The organism is Brevibacterium sp. NPDC056726, from assembly GCF_042790515.1.
GTDB classification, from domain to species: Bacteria; Actinomycetota; Actinomycetes; order Actinomycetales; family Brevibacteriaceae; genus Brevibacterium; species Brevibacterium sanguinis.
Genome location: NZ_JBHTYZ010000005.1, coordinates 128,910 through 145,955, shown reverse-complemented (window position 1 = coordinate 145,955; position 17,046 = coordinate 128,910). Strand labels below are relative to the sequence as shown.

Annotated in this window: 12 protein-coding genes; 5 read left to right on the top strand and 7 right to left on the bottom strand. The window is 68.4% G+C overall.

What is annotated here, in order from left to right; all coding sequences use genetic code 11:
* Window positions 1-3: 3 nt before the first annotated feature.
* Complete coding sequence (locus ACFQ91_RS11910; protein WP_211978514.1) at window positions 4-1,074, bottom strand: Atu2307/SP_0267 family LLM class monooxygenase; 1,071 nt, start codon at window positions 1,072-1,074, stop codon at window positions 4-6.
* A 264-nt stretch (window positions 1,075-1,338) separates the two neighbouring features.
* On the opposite strand from ACFQ91_RS11910, the gene ACFQ91_RS11905 reads away from it, so the two are divergent.
* The 3 genes from ACFQ91_RS11905 to ACFQ91_RS11895 all read left to right on the top strand — a co-directional run bounded on the left by ACFQ91_RS11905 (window position 1,339) and on the right by ACFQ91_RS11895 (window position 5,134).
* Window positions 1,339-2,778: a DHA2 family efflux MFS transporter permease subunit gene (locus ACFQ91_RS11905; protein WP_249121096.1), complete on the top strand. Its 1,440-nt coding sequence runs from the start codon at window positions 1,339-1,341 to the stop codon at window positions 2,776-2,778.
* A 387-nt stretch (window positions 2,779-3,165) separates the two neighbouring features.
* Entirely contained in the window at window positions 3,166-4,443 is a 1,278-nt protein-coding gene (locus ACFQ91_RS11900; protein WP_249120964.1) for a sodium:proton exchanger, read from the top strand.
* Window positions 4,444-4,468: 25 nt separating this feature from the next.
* On the top strand, window positions 4,469-5,134 hold the full coding sequence (locus ACFQ91_RS11895) for a metal-dependent transcriptional regulator (protein WP_211978511.1): 666 nt from the start codon (window positions 4,469-4,471) through the stop codon (window positions 5,132-5,134).
* A 7-nt stretch (window positions 5,135-5,141) separates the two neighbouring features.
* On the opposite strand, the gene ACFQ91_RS11890 is transcribed toward ACFQ91_RS11895, so the two are convergent.
* Window positions 5,142-6,365 (bottom strand): MFS transporter, encoded by a 1,224-nt coding sequence (locus ACFQ91_RS11890; RefSeq protein WP_211978510.1) that lies wholly within the window; start codon window positions 6,363-6,365, stop codon window positions 5,142-5,144.
* A gap of 152 nt (window positions 6,366-6,517) precedes the next feature.
* Between ACFQ91_RS11890 and ACFQ91_RS11885 the strand changes: the two genes are divergently transcribed.
* Window positions 6,518-6,973 (top strand): MarR family winged helix-turn-helix transcriptional regulator, encoded by a 456-nt coding sequence (locus ACFQ91_RS11885; protein ID WP_137824615.1) that lies wholly within the window; start codon window positions 6,518-6,520, stop codon window positions 6,971-6,973.
* Here ACFQ91_RS11885 and ACFQ91_RS11880 read toward each other — a convergent pair.
* From ACFQ91_RS11880 to ACFQ91_RS11870, 3 genes are all read right to left on the bottom strand, one after another.
* Window positions 6,943-9,525 carry an excinuclease ABC subunit UvrA gene (locus tag ACFQ91_RS11880; protein ID WP_211978509.1) on the bottom strand — a complete coding sequence of 861 codons (2,583 nt, stop codon included), beginning with the start codon at window positions 9,523-9,525 and terminating at the stop codon, window positions 6,943-6,945. The two genes, ACFQ91_RS11885 and ACFQ91_RS11880, sit on opposite strands and share 31 nt — an antisense overlap.
* Window positions 9,526-9,705: 180 nt before the next feature.
* Window positions 9,706-9,966, bottom strand: coding sequence for a hypothetical protein (locus ACFQ91_RS11875; protein ID WP_198500101.1), 261 nt, complete (start codon window positions 9,964-9,966; stop codon window positions 9,706-9,708).
* 274 nt (window positions 9,967-10,240) lie between these two features.
* Complete coding sequence (locus ACFQ91_RS11870; protein ID WP_211978508.1) at window positions 10,241-11,614, bottom strand: NAD-dependent succinate-semialdehyde dehydrogenase; 1,374 nt, start codon at window positions 11,612-11,614, stop codon at window positions 10,241-10,243.
* A 195-nt stretch (window positions 11,615-11,809) separates the two neighbouring features.
* Between ACFQ91_RS11870 and ACFQ91_RS11865 the strand changes: the two genes are divergently transcribed.
* Window positions 11,810-12,211 carry a VOC family protein gene (locus ACFQ91_RS11865; protein ID WP_211978507.1) on the top strand — a complete coding sequence of 134 codons (402 nt, stop codon included), beginning with the start codon at window positions 11,810-11,812 and terminating at the stop codon, window positions 12,209-12,211.
* Between the two features lie 80 nt (window positions 12,212-12,291).
* Here the strand turns inward: ACFQ91_RS11865 and ACFQ91_RS11860 are convergent, their stop codons facing one another.
* Together ACFQ91_RS11860 and ACFQ91_RS11855 are read right to left on the bottom strand one after the other, a co-directional pair.
* Complete coding sequence (locus ACFQ91_RS11860) at window positions 12,292-14,871, bottom strand: HNH endonuclease (RefSeq protein WP_344249961.1); 2,580 nt, start codon at window positions 14,869-14,871, stop codon at window positions 12,292-12,294.
* A gap of 398 nt (window positions 14,872-15,269) precedes the next feature.
* The gene (locus tag ACFQ91_RS11855) at window positions 15,270-16,916 is read right to left on the bottom strand and encodes an MFS transporter (protein ID WP_344249963.1); all 1,647 of its coding nucleotides are present in this window, start codon (window positions 16,914-16,916) and stop codon (window positions 15,270-15,272) included.
* Window positions 16,917-17,046 lie beyond the last annotated feature (130 nt).

Here is a 17,046-nt window from a genome sequence, read left to right as displayed (position 1 = left end):
CGGTCAGCTGCCGGAGAGGATGTCCTTGACGAGCGGGACCACCGATTCCCCATAGAGGCCGATCGACGTCTGCAGCGCGGCGTGCGTGACCTCGGCCTGGTCGTACTTGAGGTCGAAGCGGTTGACGCCGAGGGCGCGCACGGTTCTCGCGATCTTCTTCGCCACGGTCTCCGGGGAGCCGACGTAGAGGGAGCCGGACTCGATCTCCGCCTCGAAGTCGCCCGGCTGCGGCGGGGGCCAGCCGCGTTCGCGGCCGATCTTCTTCCGCGACCGCAGCCAGCCCTCGGCGACGAGCTCGCGCGCCGCCTCATCGGTGTCGGCGACGAGGCCCGGCGAGTGGATGGCCACGGGCCGATGCGGCACACCGTATTCGTCCTGCGCGCGCTTGAAGAGGTCGACATAGGGGGCGAACCGCTCGGGTGCGCCGCCGATGATCGCGAGGAACAGGTTGAACCCGTACTTCGCGGTGCGCACCACCGATTCGGGGCTGCCGCCGACCCCGACCCAGGCGGGAATCGGCTTCTCCGTGGTCGGGTACGCGGACTGGTTCGACAGCGGCGCCCGCGTCGTTCCCTGCCACGTCACCGGCTGGTCCCGCAGCAGCTTCGCGAGCAGCTCGAGCTTCTCCTCGAAGAGCACCTCGTAGTCGCTGAGGTCATACCCGAAGAGCGGAAACGACTCGATGAACGAGCCGCGTCCCGCGACGATCTCGGCCCGTCCGTGCGAGACCGCATCGAGGGTCGCGAAGCGCTCGTAGACTCGCACCGGGTCATCGGAGCTGAGCACGGTGACCGTCGATCCGAGATGGATCGACTTCGTCCGCGCCGCAGCCGCCGAGAGCACCATCTCCGGACTCGAGACGGCGAAGTCGGGCCGGTGATGCTCCCCGACCCCGAAGAAGTCGAGACCCACCTCATCGGCGAGGACCACGTCGTCGACGATGTCGCGGATCGCCTGCGACTGCGTCACCGGGGAACCGTCACCGCTGATCGTCACCGCCCCGAAGGTGTCGACCCCGAACTCCACGTCCCTGCCTGCTGAGTCTGTCTGCGTCGTATCCTCAGTGTCCGTCATGATCCTGCCAACGCCGAGGCGGTGCGAAAGATTCCGTGTCAGCACCGCATGCGACGCTGGAGGCCGGAGAGGAGAACTGTGCGACAATTCTTCCTGCAGCCGGAATAAGCCCAACGACGTCGCCGTTGAGTGCTGTGTCTGCCTGAGATCCCGCCTCATCTGCGGAGACCGACCACCACGTCCGATCGGAGTCCTGACTTGTCGACCGACAAGAACACCACCCCTGCCTCAGCCTCGAGCGATGACGTCATCGATCCAGCGGGGATGCGGGTCATCTGGCTGCTTCTCGTCGCCGCCTTCGTCGCGATCCTCAACGAGACGACGATGGCGATCGCGATACCCGAACTCAACCGCTCGCTCCACATCCCGCCGGAACTCGGCCAGTGGCTGACGAGCGCGTTCATGCTCACGATGGCCGTCGTCATCCCGACGACCGGCTTCCTCCTCCAGCGCTTCACGACGCGGCAGATCTTCCTCACCGCGATGATCCTCTTCTGTCTCGGCACGCTCATCTGCCTGCTCTCGCAGGGCTTCCCGATGCTCCTGCTCGGACGCGTCGTCCAGGCCGGCGGCACGGGCATCATGATGCCGCTGCTGATGACGACGATGATGAACGTCGTCCCGCCGCATCAGCGGGGCCGCATGATGGGACGGGTCAGCCTCGTCATCTCCCTGGCTCCGGCCATCGGCCCGACGATGTCGGGCATCGTCCTCGACTCCCTCGGCTGGCGCTGGCTCTTCGGCATCGTCCTGCCGATCGGCCTCATCGCCCTCGGTCTCGGCGCGAAGTGGATGACCAACCTCGGCGAGACCACCCACGCCCCCATCGACGCCGTCTCGATCATCCTTTCGGCGTTCGCCTTCGGCGGCATCGTCTTCGGCCTCAGCCAGTTCGGCGGCGGCGAATCCGGTGCCGGCGCCTCGGCGGGCACGGGCCTGGCGTGGACGGCGATCGCCGGCGGCCTCATCTTCCTCGGCCTCTTCGTGTGGCGGCAGCTCGTCCTCATCAGAGCGGATCGGGCGCTGCTCGATCTGCGCGTGTTCACCTCGCGCAACTACGTCCTCTCGGTCATCATCATGGCCGTCGTCGCGCTCTCGATGTTCGGCACGCTCTCCCTCCTGCCGCTCTACCTGCAGAACGTCGTCGGCCTCGGTGCGACCCAGTCGGGCCTCGTCCTGCTGCCGGGGTCGATCCTCATGGGCCTCCTCGGCCCGGTGATGGGTCGGATCTACGACGCCAAGGGACCGCGGACGCTGCTCATCCCCGGCACGATCCTCATCGCCTCGGCGATGTTCGCGTACTCGAACGTCGGCATCGGCACCCCGGTGTGGGTCCTCGTCATCATCCAGATCGGCATGTCCCTCGGCCTCGCCGGATCGTTCACCCCGCTCTTCTCGGCGTCGCTGGGATCCCTCGAACGGCACCTCTACTCGCACGGATCGGCGGCGCTCAACACGCTGCAGCAGGTGGCCGGTGCGGCGGGCACCGCCCTGCTCATCTCGATCTACTCCTCGGCGCTGCACACCGGACAGGCCGCCGGTGAGAGCGTCGCCGAAGCCGGCGCCCCCGGCGCCCACAATGCGTTCCTGCTCGCGTCGATCATCGGGCTCGTCCCCGTCGTCCTCGCGTTCTTCATCCAGAAGCCCGAGGACCAGCGGGAGGTCACCCGCGACGAGGCTCCGCTCGTCGACGACAACTCGTGAGCCGGCGGCATCCGACTGCCGGCCGCTGACGTCGCGACCGTCCCCGCTCCGGTGATCTGAGCCACTAGCACACCGGCGACAGCCCTCGTCTGCCCCGAGATCTCGGGGTAGACGAGGGCTGCGGCAATTGTGTGGGATGCCCAAGTCTCAGGTGTGCGTAGACACACCGAACCCGCGTGGACGAGCCTGGAGGGCGAAGGGGAGTAGTTCCTCGCCGGCGACCACCGGCTTGAGCCCTGTCGACACACTGGCGGTCACGAGGACCGCCCGGCGCGGCACCTCGCAGGGACCTCATCGACTGAGATGGGGCGCGTGAGGCGAACGAGACCTTCGGCCGCTTGTCGCGTCCGAGGTCCTCCCCGGCTGCGGCACGTTGAAGGAGTCCACGTGCCCCCTGCACTCATCCGCCGCATCATCCTCTGCCTGCTCGTCGCCGCTCCCGCCGTCGTCGTGCGCATCGCCGGCATCGAGATCGCCCCCGTCATCGAGCTCGTCCTCTTCGGCGCCGCGATCGTCGCCGCCGCGTTCCTCCTCGCCTGGGCCGCCGAGGCCGCCCAGAAGGACATCGCCGGGGCGCTGGCGATCGCGCTCCTCGCCCTCATCGCCGTCCTCCCCGAGTACGCCGTCGACCTCTACTACGCGTACCGGTCGGGCTCGGACCCGCAGTACCTCCACTTCGCGGCCGCGAACATGACCGGGTCGAACCGCCTGCTCCTCGGCTTCGGCTGGCCGCTCGTCGTCATCATCGCCCTCCTCGTCGCCTACCGCGTCTCGAAGCGCACCGGCGGCCCGGTCAACCGCGCCCTGCAGCTGAGCGGCGAGAGCCGGATGGACATCGGCTTCCTCGTCATCCTCGCCCTCATCGCGTTCATCATCCCGCTCATCGGCAGCATCCCGCTGTGGTTCGGCATCGGCCTCATCGTCATCTTCGGGCTCTACCTGTGGCGGGCCGGCCAGGGCGCCGACACCAGCGACGAGGAGTTCGTCGGCGCCGCAGCCCTCATCGTCTCGATGCCGACGCGGGCCCGCCGGGTCACCGTCGTGGCGATGTTCATCGTCTCCGCGGCGATCATCCTCACCTCGGCTGAGCCCTTCGCCGAGGCGCTCGTGGCCTCCGGCTCGACGCTCGGCATCGACTCCTACTTCCTCGTCCAGTGGCTCGCCCCGCTCGCCTCGGAGTCACCGGAGTTCATCATCGCCGCGATGTTCGCCCTCCGCGGACTCGGCGGTGCGGCGATCGCCACGCTCATCGCCTCGAAGGTCAACCAGTGGAGCCTGCTCGTCGGCTCCCTGCCCGTCGCCCACTTCCTCGGCGGCGGCGACACGATGCTGCCCCTCGACGCCCGGCAGGTCGAGGAGTTCACGCTCACGGCCACGCAGACCATCCTCGGCGTCGCCATCATCCTGGCCCTGCGCTTCCACTGGATCCCCGCGGTCGGACTCGCCGCGCTCTTCGGCATCCAGTTCTTCGTCACCGACACGACCGGACGCTACGTGCTCTCGGCGATCCAGGTCGTCCTCGCGATCATCTTCCTCATCCTCCACCGCAGGGACATCATTCCGACCCTTGCCGCCCCGTTCCGCCGCACGACGCAGCTGACGGCGGCCGCGGCGGAGAGGACGGACCCCGCCGAGGCGGGGGCGACGACGGGACCGCGCGCGTAGGATCCCCATGCATAGAATGGTCAACGTGCCACGTCCCGCAGTCACCCGCATGGTCGAGGACTACGTCACCCTCATCTGGAAGGCCTACGAATGGCCCGGAGGCCGTCCCGCCACGACGGATCTCGCCGAACAGCTGGGCGTGACCGCCTCGACGGTTTCGGCGAACCTCAAGAAGCTCGCGAAGGACGGCTACCTCGACTACGAGCCCTATGGGGCGATCGCCCTCACCCCGGCCGGGCGGGAGATCGCCGTCGAGATCGTCCGTCGGCACCGGATCGTCGAGACCTACCTCGTCGAGAAGCTCGGACTGAGCTGGGATCAGGTCCACGATGAAGCCGACCGCCTCGAGCATGCGGTCTCCGACCTCGTGCTCGAGCGGATGGATGCCGTGCTCGGCGGCCCCACCCGGGATCCGCACGGGGACCCGATCCCCGATGCCGACGGTCGCACCGAAGCGGCACCGAACCTCTCACTCGCCGAGGTGACTCCCGGTCGCGATGTCACCGTCGTCCGCGTCTCCGATCGCTCCCCCGAACTGCTGCGCTACCTGAAGGCCCGCGGCATCGTGCTCGGCACGGTTCTCCAGGTGACAGCCGTCAACCCGGCCGCCTCGGCGATCGGGGTGAGCATCGACGGAGTGCCCGTCGAACTCGCCCTCAGCGCCGCCGAGGCGATCCGGGTGGCATGGTGAGCAGACCTCAGCCCGCGGTCGCCGGAGCCTCAGCGGTCTCTCGCGTCGACTCGTCCCGGGAGGCCGGACCGCCTCGGCGCAGCTCTCCCCCGCGGGAGAGTCCGGCGATGACGAAGACGACGAGGCCGGCCAGGGTGACGAGCGCGCCGGCCCAGAGCGGGGAGGCGTAGCCGAGGCCCGCGGCGATCGTCAGTCCGCCGACCCAGGCGCCGAAGGCGTTGCCGACGTTGAACGCGGCGATGTTCGCGCCCGACCCGAGGGTCTGCGCCGTCCCCGAATGGTTCATGATGCGCATCTGCAGCGCCGGCACGGTGGCGAAGCCGAAGCCGCCCATGAGGAAGAGCGCGATGATCGTCGCCGGCTGCGAGCCTGCGACCTGCGAGAACACGGCGAGGATGACGACGAGGCCGATGAGCAGGGTGAGCAGAGTGGCACCGAGGCTCCGATCGGCGGCGCGCCCGCCGAGGAAGTTGCCGATGAAGAGTCCGACGCCGAAGAGGACGAGGAGCCACGGCACGGTCGAGGCGGCGAAGCCGGAGACGCCGGTGAGGGTGAACGCCATGTAGGTGAAGGCGCCGAACATGCCGCCGTAGCCGAGGACGGTGAGCAGGATCGAGGCCCACACCTGCGGCGTGCGGAAGATCCGGAACTCGCCGAGGATACTGCCGGTCGCGGTCGCGCGTCCGGCGTCCCTGGGGATGAGGGTGACGATGCCGACGAGGGCGATGATGCCGATGATCGCGATCGCCCAGAAGGTCGAGCGCCAGCCGGCGGCCTGGCCGAGGAACGTGCCGAGGGGAACGCCGAGGACGTTGGCGCTGGTGAGGCCCGCGAACATCATCGAGATGGCGGCGGCCTGCCGATTCGGGGCGACGAGTCCGGCGGCGACGACCGAGCCGATGCCGAAGAACGCGCCGTGGCAGAGGGCGGCGACGATGCGCCCGATCATCATCATCTCGTAGGTCGGGGCGAGGGCGGAGAGCGCGTTGCCGATGATGAAGAGGACCATGAGGCCGACGAGCGCGGTCTTGCGGTTGACCCTGGTCAGGGCGACGGTGATGAGGATGGCGCCGAGCGCGACGGCGAGGGCGTAACCGGAGATGAGGTAGCCGGCGACGGTCTCCGTGACGGCGAAGTCGGCGGCGACCTCGGGCAGCAGGCCCATGATGACGAACTCCGTGAGTCCGATTCCGAACCCGCCGATGGCGAGTGCGAGGAGCGCGAGTGGCATGAGGTGTCCTTCCGGAACGGTGGTCTGTGAGGTGCTTGTGCAATATGCGGCGTGTGCAGTAGTTGCAGACGCATGGAAATAAATACTTGCACACGCGGTCTATCGGCGCAAGTGGTGTATCATAGGGAGATCGAGATTGCGAGGAGGAACACATGGGCATCAGGGACGACGCCGTGGAGATCCGCGCCCGCGGCTGGCGCACCCTGGCCGCGCTCCACGGCCTCATCGACACCCGGCTCGAGAAGAGCCTGCAACGCGAACACGAGCTCTCCGTCGTCGAGTTCACCGTGCTCGACGCCCTGAGCAGGCAGGACGGATGGCATATGCGGATGAGTCAGCTCGCCCGAGCGGCGGCGCTCTCGAGCAGCGCGACGACGCGGCTCGTCACGCGCCTCGAGGATCGGGGGCTGCTCACCCGCATCCTCTGCGCCGATGACCGGCGCGGCATCTACACCGAGCTCACACCGGCGGGGGAGAAGCTGCTCCTCGCCGCGCACCCGACCCATGACCGGGTGCTCGAGGAGACCCTCGCCGAAGCCCGCGAGATGCCCGAACTCGAACCGCTCGTCACCGCGCTCTACGCAGAGGCCCCGGCCGCTGCGAGGTAGGCGGCGGTGAGGCCGGCCGCTGCGCCGGCACCGTTGGCCGTGGAGCCGGCAGCAGCGGCGCCCTGGGCGGCGAGGTCCGTGGGGGTTCCCTTCGCGACGATCGACCCGCCGTCCGTGCCGGCCCCGGGTCCGAGGTCGACGATCCAGTCGACGACGCGCAGCGTGCGCAGATCGTGATCGGCGATGACGACTGTGTTCCCGGCATCGACGAGCCGCTGGAGCTGACCGATGAGCATGTCGATGTCGGCCGGGTGGAGACCCGTCGTCGGCTCGTCGAGGATGTAGAGGCTGCGCCCCCGCGATGACCGGTGGAGTTCGGAGACGAGCTTGATCCGCTGCGCCTCTCCGCCGGAGAGGGTCGGCGCGCTCTGCCCGAGGCTGACATAGCCGAGTCCGATGTTCTGCAGCAGGGTGAGGATCGTCGTCGCCACCGGCACCTCGGCGAGGAAGTCCGCGGCCTCATCGACGGTCATCGCGAGCACATCGGCGATCGTCCGGTCGCGGTAGGTGACCTCGAGGGTCTCGGGGTTGTAGCGCTTGCCGTGGCATTCCGGACACGGCGCCGTCTCCGTCGGCATGAAGAGGAGCTCGATGCTCACGACTCCGTCGCCGAGGCAGACCGGGCACCGTCCCTCCGGCTGATTGAACGAGAACCGCCCGACCCCGAACCCGCGCTCCTTCGCCCCGGGCTGGGCCGCGAAGAGCCTGCGGACGCCGTCGAAGAGGCCGGTGTAGGTGGCCGGTGTCGACCGGGAGGTCCGCCCGATCGGCTTCTGGTCGACGACGATGATGCGCTCGAGGGCCTCGAGGCCGGACGTCGATCCCGTCGTCAGCTCATCGCTGCCGAGGTCCCAGACGGGCACCCCGTGGACGAGTTCGTCCCCGATCTCGACTGCGGCCGGATTGCGCTCCTCATCAGCTGCGACCTCGGCCGAGTCGAGGCGGGCCCGGATGGCATCGGCCAGGGCCGTGAGCACGGAGGTCTTCCCGGAGCCCGAGACTCCCGTGATCGCCGAGAGCGCGTGGAGCGGCAGCCGGACGTCGATGCCGGTGAGGTTGTGTCCGGTGACGTCGCGGAGCTCGACCCAATCGGTGAGCTGCCGCGCCCCCGACCCGCCTGGCGGAAGCGGAGGCGCAGCGCCGAGGTAGCGGGCAGTGACCGAGTCGGCCACCTCGGCGAGACCGGCCGACGGTCCGTTGAAGAGCACCTCACCCCCGTACCGACCGGCTCCGGGACCGAGGTCGACGATCCAATCGGCGGCGCGGACGACCTGCGCGCTGTGCTCGACGACGAAGACGGTGTTGCCGTCGTCCTTGAGCCGTGTGAGGGCGGTCAGCAGGAGCTCGAGGTCGGCGGGATGGAGACCGGCCGAGGGTTCGTCGAGCACGTAGAGGACGCCGAAGAGGCCGCTGCGCAGCTGCGTGGCCAGGTGGAGGCGCTTGAGCTCACCGCTCGAGAGCGTCGAGGTGGGGCGGGCGACTTCGAGATAGCCGAGGCCGAGGTCGACCATCGTGCCCAGCTGGCTGATCAGGGCGTCGATGAGCGCCTGCGCGGCCTGGTGGCGTTCGACGGAGAGCTCGGTCGTCGCCGGATGGGTGCGGGCGGCTTCGAGGAAGGAGACGAGACCGGTGAGGGGAAGTCGGGCCGCCTCGGCGATGTCGATGCCGGCGATCGTCACGGCGAGGGCTTCGGGGTTGAGCCGTTTGCCGTGGCAGGTCGGGCAGAGCTTGTCGGTCATGAAGGACGCGGCCTTCGCCCGCATCCGCGCCGACGGCGAGTCGGCGAAGGTGTGCTCGACCCAGCGCTTGGGGCTCATGTACGTGCCCTTGTAGCCCTCCTCGACGACGATGGTGGGCCGGTCGCTGGTCGTGAGCACCCACTCCCGGGTGTCGGCGGGCAGGGAGTCGAACGGGACGGTGATGTCGATGCCGAGGTCGCGGAGGACGCGCCGGTTGTTCTTCCCGCCGAAGGCCCCCGGCCACGCGACGATCGCGCCGTCGTCGATGCTCAGGTGGGGATCGCCGACGAGGAGGTCCTCGTCGACCTGGAGGAGACGCCCCATGCCGGAGCAGGTGCGGCATGCGCCGACTGCGGTGTTCGGGGAGAAGCTGTCGGAGTCCAGCGGTGCGGCGTCCCGGGGGAACTTGCCGGCGAGATCGGCAGGACGGTAGCCCTCGGGGTAGGTGCCGGACCGTGAGTAGAGCATGCGGAGGACGTTGGAGACCCGGGAGACGGTGCCCACGGTCGAGCGGGTGCTGCCGGACTGCTGCTGTCGGAGGGCGACGGCCGGCGGCAGACCCGTGATGAGGCGGACCCGCGGGGGCGAACCCTGGTCGATGAGGCGCCGGGCGTAAGGGGCGACGGATTCGAGGTAGCGCTGCCGCGAGTGCGTGTAGATCGTGCCGAAGGCCAGCGAGGACTTGCCCGAACCGGAGATGCCGGTGAAGGCGACGACGGTGTCGCGGGGGATGTCGATGTCGATGTCGCGGAGGTTGTGCTCGTGGGCGCCGCGAACCGCGATGTGCCCGGGAACGACGTCGCGTTCGTCCATGTCAGCGTCCTTTCCGTCATATTCGCGCCGTCGCCGTCACGGCGGCGGTGTCGGCGGCTTTCCATCATGCCATCGGCACTCGATCATGCCATCGGCGGAGGTGACCCGGACATGCGACAGGCCGGTGGCGGGATCGCCACCGGCCTGAGGCGGTGCCGCAAAGGGCAGTGCCGTCAGGGGTCAGGAGTTCTCGTCGCGTTCCTTGTCCGCCTGGGACAGATCGCTTGCGGCGACGGAGCGAACCTCCTCGGAGTCACCTTCGCGGGTGAGGTCTCCGGCTTCGGAGGCGACCCACGCGCTCGTCTCACCGTCGCGGCCGCCGGACTGGCGCAGCACACTGGCGGCGACCGAACGCTGCTCCTCGGTGGAGTTGGGGTCGTCCATGATGCGGGCGGCTTCGGAAGCGGTGACGGAACCGGATTCGTTGGTGTTCTCGGACATGTGCAGACCTTTCTCGACAGTGGGGCGATACCCCGTGGCGCGATGGGTCGGGCCCCGTTGGATGGAAGTTCAGTCTGGCACCGCCCGGTACGACTGTCCACCCCGAATGGCGACAAACATCATTGTCAGCTGGCATTGCCGCCGATGACAGGCCCGCCCTGGACACCGCCGCCGATCACTGCGCGAGCGCCCACCGTCCGCATGACGGTGGGCGCTCAGGTGTCGGGACCCGCCGCAGACCAGTCAGCGCGGCACGGTCGGGCTCGCCGCGGGGTCAGGGGTGGACGCGGATGAGGTGCTCGTTGGTGAACGCGCGCAGCGCCCACTCGGCGTTCTCGCGCCCGTAGCCGGAGCGGTTGATGCCGCCGAACGGGTACTCCGGACCGGATTCCATGTGCGAGTTGACGAAGCTCATGCCGGCGTTGATCCGGGCGGCGAAGCGCTCGCCCTTCTCGAGGTCGTCCGTCCACACCGAGCTCATCAGCCCGTAGTCGGAGTGGTTGGCGATGCGCAGCGCGTCCTCCTCGTCCTTCGCCCGGTAGATCATCACCGCCGGTCCGAAGAGCTCGTTGCAGCCGAGATCGGAGTCCGGGTCGATGTCGGTGAGCAGGGCCGGCGACATGAACCAGCCGGGACGGTCGAGCTTCTGGCCTCCGGTGACCAGGGTCGAGCCGTCCTCGACGGACTTCTGGATCCGCTCGACGATCTCATCGCGGGCGCTCTCCGACGACAGCGGTCCCATGCCCACCTCGGGATCATCGAAGGTCGAGACCTTCGTCGCCTCGACGGCCTTCTTCGCCTCGGCGACGAACTCGTCGTAGAGCTCGTCGACGACGATGAAGCGCTTCGGTGAGGTGCACACCTGGCCCGCGTTCGTCAGGCGGATGCCGACGACCTTCTTCGCCAGCGCCGGGACGTCGGTCGAGTCGAGGACGACGAGGGGATCGTTGCCGCCGAGCTCGAGGACGGAGCGCTTGAGGTACTTCGCCGCGATTCCCGCGACGGAGGCGCCGGCGGCCTCGGAGCCGGTGAGCGAGAAGCCCTTGACCCGCGGATCCTTGAGCACCTCCTCGGCGTGGGAGCTGTCGAGGTAGATGTTCTGGTACACGCCGACCGGCAGGCCCGCCTCGACGAGGAGGTCGGCGAAGTACTGGGAGGACTTCGGACAGATCGACGCCTGCTTCATGATGATCGCGTTCCCGACGACGAGGTTGGGGATGACGAAGCGGGCGATCTGGTTGTACGGGAAGTTCCACGGCATGATGCCGAGCAGCACGCCGAGGGGGTCGTGGCGGACGTAGCTGCGGGCGGCTCCGGCAGACGGCAGCTCCGTGGGATTGAGGTGCATGTGGGCGTGATCGGCGAACCAGCGGGCGGTGCGGGCGACCTTGTCGACCTCGGCGAGGCCCTGCTGCTTCGGTTTGCCCATCTCCCGACCGATGATGTCGGTCATCTCGTCGGCATTGGCGTCGACGAGGTCGGCGAACCGACGGAGGATCGCCGAGCGTTCGATGAGCGGGGTGTCCTTCCACGCGGTGAAGGCGTCATGACCGCGGTCGATGTAACCGGGAATCTCCCCGACGGGAACCGAGGGGAATTCCTCCTCCAGCTCACCGGTGTTGGCGTTGGTGACAGCGAATCTGCTCATGGGGATGTCCTTTCGCATGTGGGAGTCGTGGTCAGTGTCGAGCGTAGACCTGTCAGCGGAACGCATCGTGTGCGGGTCCCATTCCTGAGATTCCCGAATGATGGGATGCGCGCCGAGGTGGGGGCCGGGTGCACGGGGAGTTCCGACGAGCGGTGGGGGTTCCCGTGGGTCGAGGCCGAACGTAAGGTGGCTGGCATGGAGAGAGTGACCGGAATCGGCGGATACTTCATGCGTGCCCGTGACCCCGAGGCGTTGTCCGCGTGGTATCAGGACATGCTCGGCATCGACATGACGGACGGGGTGTGGCGTCAGGCGGCGGGACCGACGGTGGTCGCGGCGTTCGAGGACGAGACCGACTACTTCGGGTCACGGCCCGATGGTGTCGATCGGCAGCAGACGATGCTCAACTTCCGAGTGGACGATCTCGATGCGATGCTCGAGCAGCTGCAGGCCGCCGAGGCGGACGTCGTCGATGAGATCCAGGAGATGGAGGGCATCGGACGCTTCGGGTGGGTGACCGATCCCGAAGGCAACCGGATCGAACTGTGGGAGCCTGCCCCGGGAGCGGAGTTCCCGCAGAGTTCGGAGAAGCTCTGATGACGGTGCGATACTCCTCCTGGCCGAGTGCCTGCACAGCCCACTGGGCTCCTGCACGGCCCACGGAGCTTCGGTCCCGGTCAGAACGGGGGCGGATCGCATGTCGGGTCGTGGTCCCAGATCCTCTCATCTGAGCCTCCACCGAAGGTCTGAGGGTATTCGAGTGGCTCGTCGGGGCCGATGACGCCGTCATCGGTGAACGTCTCATTGCCCGGGAAATGCTCGGCCACCGCCTCGGCGATCCTCGTGTCGAAGTAGGCGCACGGCGTCGACGATCGGGCTCGCCATCTCCGCTCCGCCTGCAGCTGTCCGGGATCGGGTTCGTCGCGACGGGGTCTGCGAACGGTGGGGCCTGGTGGCAGTGCCTTCATCGTGAGCAGATCGGATCCCGGCGGGAGGCTCTTCTGGTGGCCGATCTCGTTCCAGTCGATCTCATTCCAATGGAGCGCCTGCCAGAGCCGGCGTCTGCGCCGAGCGGCTTCGGAGCGGGCGATGGCGTCCTTCATCGCCGTCTGCCGAGCGGCCTCGTCCGCGACCCGACTGTTTTCGGCCTCCCACTCGGCGATCTGCGCCTCGGTGGGCATGACCTCGACGATCGCGGACTCGTCGGGCACCGCATGGTCCGGCACGGCTCGTCGCAGCGGCTTCTCCCGGAGGAGTTCGCAGAGTTCGATCGCCTGCGCCGCATTGATCGGCTGGTCGGGTGCTGTCACCGTGGTCATGAGGCCGTGCCCGAATTGGTAGTCGACGGCCGGGGTCGCCGACCCCCGGTCCGCCATGCGCACCGAGTATCGCCGGGCGGTCTTGAGCGCGTGGTCCTTCTTGCACAGGGGATGGAGGTTGCCGAATCGCGTCAGCCCGCCGTGGCTCGGGTCGTCGTGATTGAAGGGGTCGACATGGTCGATCTCAGACTTCTCCGCTGTTCTCCGACAGCCTGGCACGGTGCACATCATCCATTGGGAGATGAGCGTCCTTCTCACCTGCTGGGGAATCGCATACGTCTTCGCCTGGGCGTTGATCGGAGTGCCCGTGGCCGGGTCCGTGAGGATGCGCGTGAGCGTGGGTGAGCCGGCGGCGATGCGACGCGCCGTCTCCGCGGGGATCGGAGAGCCGTCGGGCAGGACGCCGGGAAGGTTCGAGTCTCCGAGGAGCGACATGAGCGGAAGCGTGACGACGAGTCCTGCCTGATTGCGGATCCAGTGCGGACCCGTCGGCATGGAGACGTCGATGAAATACTCCCGTGGCACGGGATGTGGCTGCGGACCGGGGAAGAAGGCCGAACCCGGGCTGCCCGGACTGCAAGACACAGGTGTGCCGTCGCGCGACTCGCGGCTGGTGTCCGGGCTTGTGCTGGTGCGCGGATCGCCGGGCGCATACGTGTGGGCGGGCGGACTGTTGTCGCCGCCGGTGCGCGGATCCGCGACGGAGGGTCTATCGCCCGTGGCGGTCGGGTCAGCGGTCGTATTCCGATCTGGGGCCGCTGGGGGATCGAGAAGATCCGTGAGGCCGGAGATGCTCCGCTCGTCAGCGGAGAACAGCGGCTCTCCGGTGTCATCGAGCATCGAGGCCGACCGTTCGCTTTCGATCCCCGTCACCGGGTCGAGCTCTCGCACCCGGATGCGCAGCTTCGGCTGGGGGCGGAGCAGGATGTCGCACATGAGGGCGTTGATGTCGCGTTCATCGATGATCTCGATCCGCGATGGGAGCCCGAAGGTGTTCGTCTGACCGGCATGGATCGCCCTCGCCATCGCCTGGACGCGGGCGAAGCAGGCATGGATCTCGTCCGCGGGTCCGTTCACCATGAGGCAGGCCGAACCGTCGGAGAATGTTTCGACGCTGACGCGGCGCCGTTCGGCGGCCACCTCGGCGCGGTCGGCCGGTGTCTGGAGCAGATTGATCTTCTTGCGCAGCGATGCGCGCAGGGTGTCGGAGGTGATGTCGGCTCGACGGGTTGCGAGATGGTCGTCGAGCTCAGGCAGATGCCTGAAGGCCACGGTCTGGCAGAGGTCGGCGACGGCGACGACCTGAGCGTGGGTGAACTGGCCGTCGAGGGCGCGAGCGGTGAATCGCGGGAGTCCGAAGATCAGGGTCATCGACTGGGTGAAGTGCCGATATGAGCGGGCGGTGGTCGTGCCGAGGATCGTCGATGTCTCAGCGACGTGTTCGCTGCGCACATGGTCGTGCACCCACGCCGCGAAGGTCGTGTCGAGCGAGAAGTGGAGGAAGTCGGGCAGTGCGGGGGTCTCGTCTCCGTCTCCATCGGCGCCCTCCGGTTCGCCGCCTGCGCCCGTGGTGGCACGCGAGACCGATTCCGAGAGTGACGCGAACCTGTATGGTTCGCCGTCGCCTGGCGCGGGAAGGTCGAGGTCGGCAGCGGCCTCGCCGAGGATGATTCCGGCGGTGAGCTCGAAGACCGTCATCTGAGCACGATCGACGGCCGCCGATGCCTGAGCGAAATCCGTGATGCTCGACCCGACGCGCAGCGTGTAACGGGAGTTGCCCGAAGACGGGGAGTCATTGCCCGACGACGGGGAGACGGGGGACTCAGTGAGAGAATCGGGCGATCCAGTGGCGCGCGCAGGTGAGTGTGCGTCGATGTCGGGGACATCGGCGGGGATCGGATCATCGTGACTGCTCGGGGGAGCAGTGGTGCCGCGCATTGTGTTTCACCTGCCTCAGACAACAGTGTCGGGGAAGAGTGGTGCCACGAATCAATGGAACGAACTAGTACATCAATAGTAACGAATTAGTAGAGTCAAAGTCAACTCTCGATTCGAAATCCATTCGAAGTATTTTTCATCTCAATCCCATCAGATTTCCTCTTTGTCCTCCAATGATGGCATTCGGCACTGACACGAGAGTGCGCTGATTCGAACCGCGGCAAAGATCTGACTCGGGGTCCGTGGACGAACGAGGGCATCGATGCACCCTCTCGCCGCGGGCTTTCTCACGTTCCCGGAGCGTTCCCGGGCGGTCGCCGCGCAGGAAGGGACCGACGCTGCGACCACGACCGGCCGATGAAGGGCTGCGGGCAGGGAAAGATGACCCGCGAGGCGGCTCACCGCTCCTCGTCGATGCCGCCCCTCGCGGCGCACGCAGCCTCAGCGCGCTCAGCCTCCGAACGTGTAGTCCCACCGGGCGCGATCCCGGGGCGCGCAGAGTCACCGGACGCAGCCTGGGCGCACTCAACCCCAACGGTCGCGGACGCAGGCCGCTCAGGCTCACCGGATGCAGCCTCGGCGCACTCAACCTCACCGGTCGCACCCCTGGAACACGCACCCTCACCGGACGCGGACTCAGCAATTGATGGCGTGGGGGCGGTCACCTCGGCGAGGGGCTGCCGCCCAACCGCACGCCAGCGGCGTTCGACGCGGATCGCGATGCCGGCGACGAGGAGGGCGGTGAGGGCGAGGAGGATTGCGACGATGACCGGTGCCCGGAATCCCCAGCCGAGGGCGATGACCGCCGCCCCGGCGGCGGGTCCGAGCGCATTGCCGACATTGAACGCCGAGGTGTTGACGCTGGCCGCCAGGGTCGGCGCTTCGGTCGCGATCTGGAACACTCGGGCGTTGAGGGCGCCGGCGATCGAGAAGCCGCTGGCCCCGACGAGGACCATCGCCACGATCGCCGCCCAGCCCACGTCGGCGACGAGCCATAGCGCGAACAGGCTGAGCGCGAGCGCGGTGAGGCTGCCGACGATGTTGCCGAAGACGGTGCGGTCGGCGAGGCGGCCGCCGATGACGACCCCGATGAACGCGCCGACGCCGAAGGCCGCGAGCACGCCGGGGACGAGGTCGTGCGAGAGTCCGGCGACCTGGGTGAGGAGCGGGGAGAAGTACGAGAAGGCGGCGAACACGGAGGCTTGGAAGAGGGCCGTCGTGCCGAGTGCGAGCCAGATCCGCGGGCCCCGGAACGCGACGAGCTCGGCGCGGATGAGCGTCGGGAGGTGGATGTCCGCGCGATGGTCCTCGACGGTCGCGGGGTCGTCGGCGCCGGCTGCGGCAACGCCGGCGCCGTGTGCCGTGCGGCCGCTCATGCCGTTCGCTGTCGCTCGCGGGCGGGTGGCGAAGGCGATGAGGATCGCGGCGAGCGCGGTGACGACGGCGACGGCCCAGAAGGTCGCGCGCCAGCCGAACTGCGTGCCGATCCACGTGCCCATCGGGACGCCGACGAGGTTCGCCACAGTGAGTCCGCCGACGAGGCTCGCGAGCGCCCGGCCGTGCACGGCGGGAGGCGAGATCCGCGTCGTGTGCACGGCGGCAACCGCCCAGAACCCACCGCACGCGATCGCGGAGAGGACGCGGCTGATCATGAGAACGGTGTAGTCGGGGGCAACAGCGCCGAGGATGTGGAGCGCTGAGAAGGCGACGATCGTGATGATCATCGTCGCCCGACGCGGAAGCTTGAGGGTGAGCAGGGCCATCGCGGGCGCCCCGACGATCATGCCGACGGCGAATCCCGTGATGAGGAGCCCGGCCTGCGGGATCGAGATGGCGAGGTCGGCGCTGATCGGCTCGAGGATGCCCGCGATCATGAACTCCGAGGTGCCGAGGCAGAAGATCACCGCGGCGAGCAGGTAGACCTGGGCGGGAACACGCGGTTTCGGCCCGGGGGCGGAGGGCGCGGTGGAGGGCCCGGAGGCGTGTCCGGGGGCGGAGGCAGAGCCTGGGGCAACCTCAGCGGAGGCGCGGTCCGGGGTCGTCATGCTGTCCTGCTTTCGGTCGGCGGAGAGTCGTGCGGTCAGTGGCGCGCTTTGCGGCCGGTGGAGTCTCCTGTGGTCGGTGGAGCGTCGTTCGGTCGGCAGCGCGTCCGGGAGTCGGTGGAGCGTCGTTCGG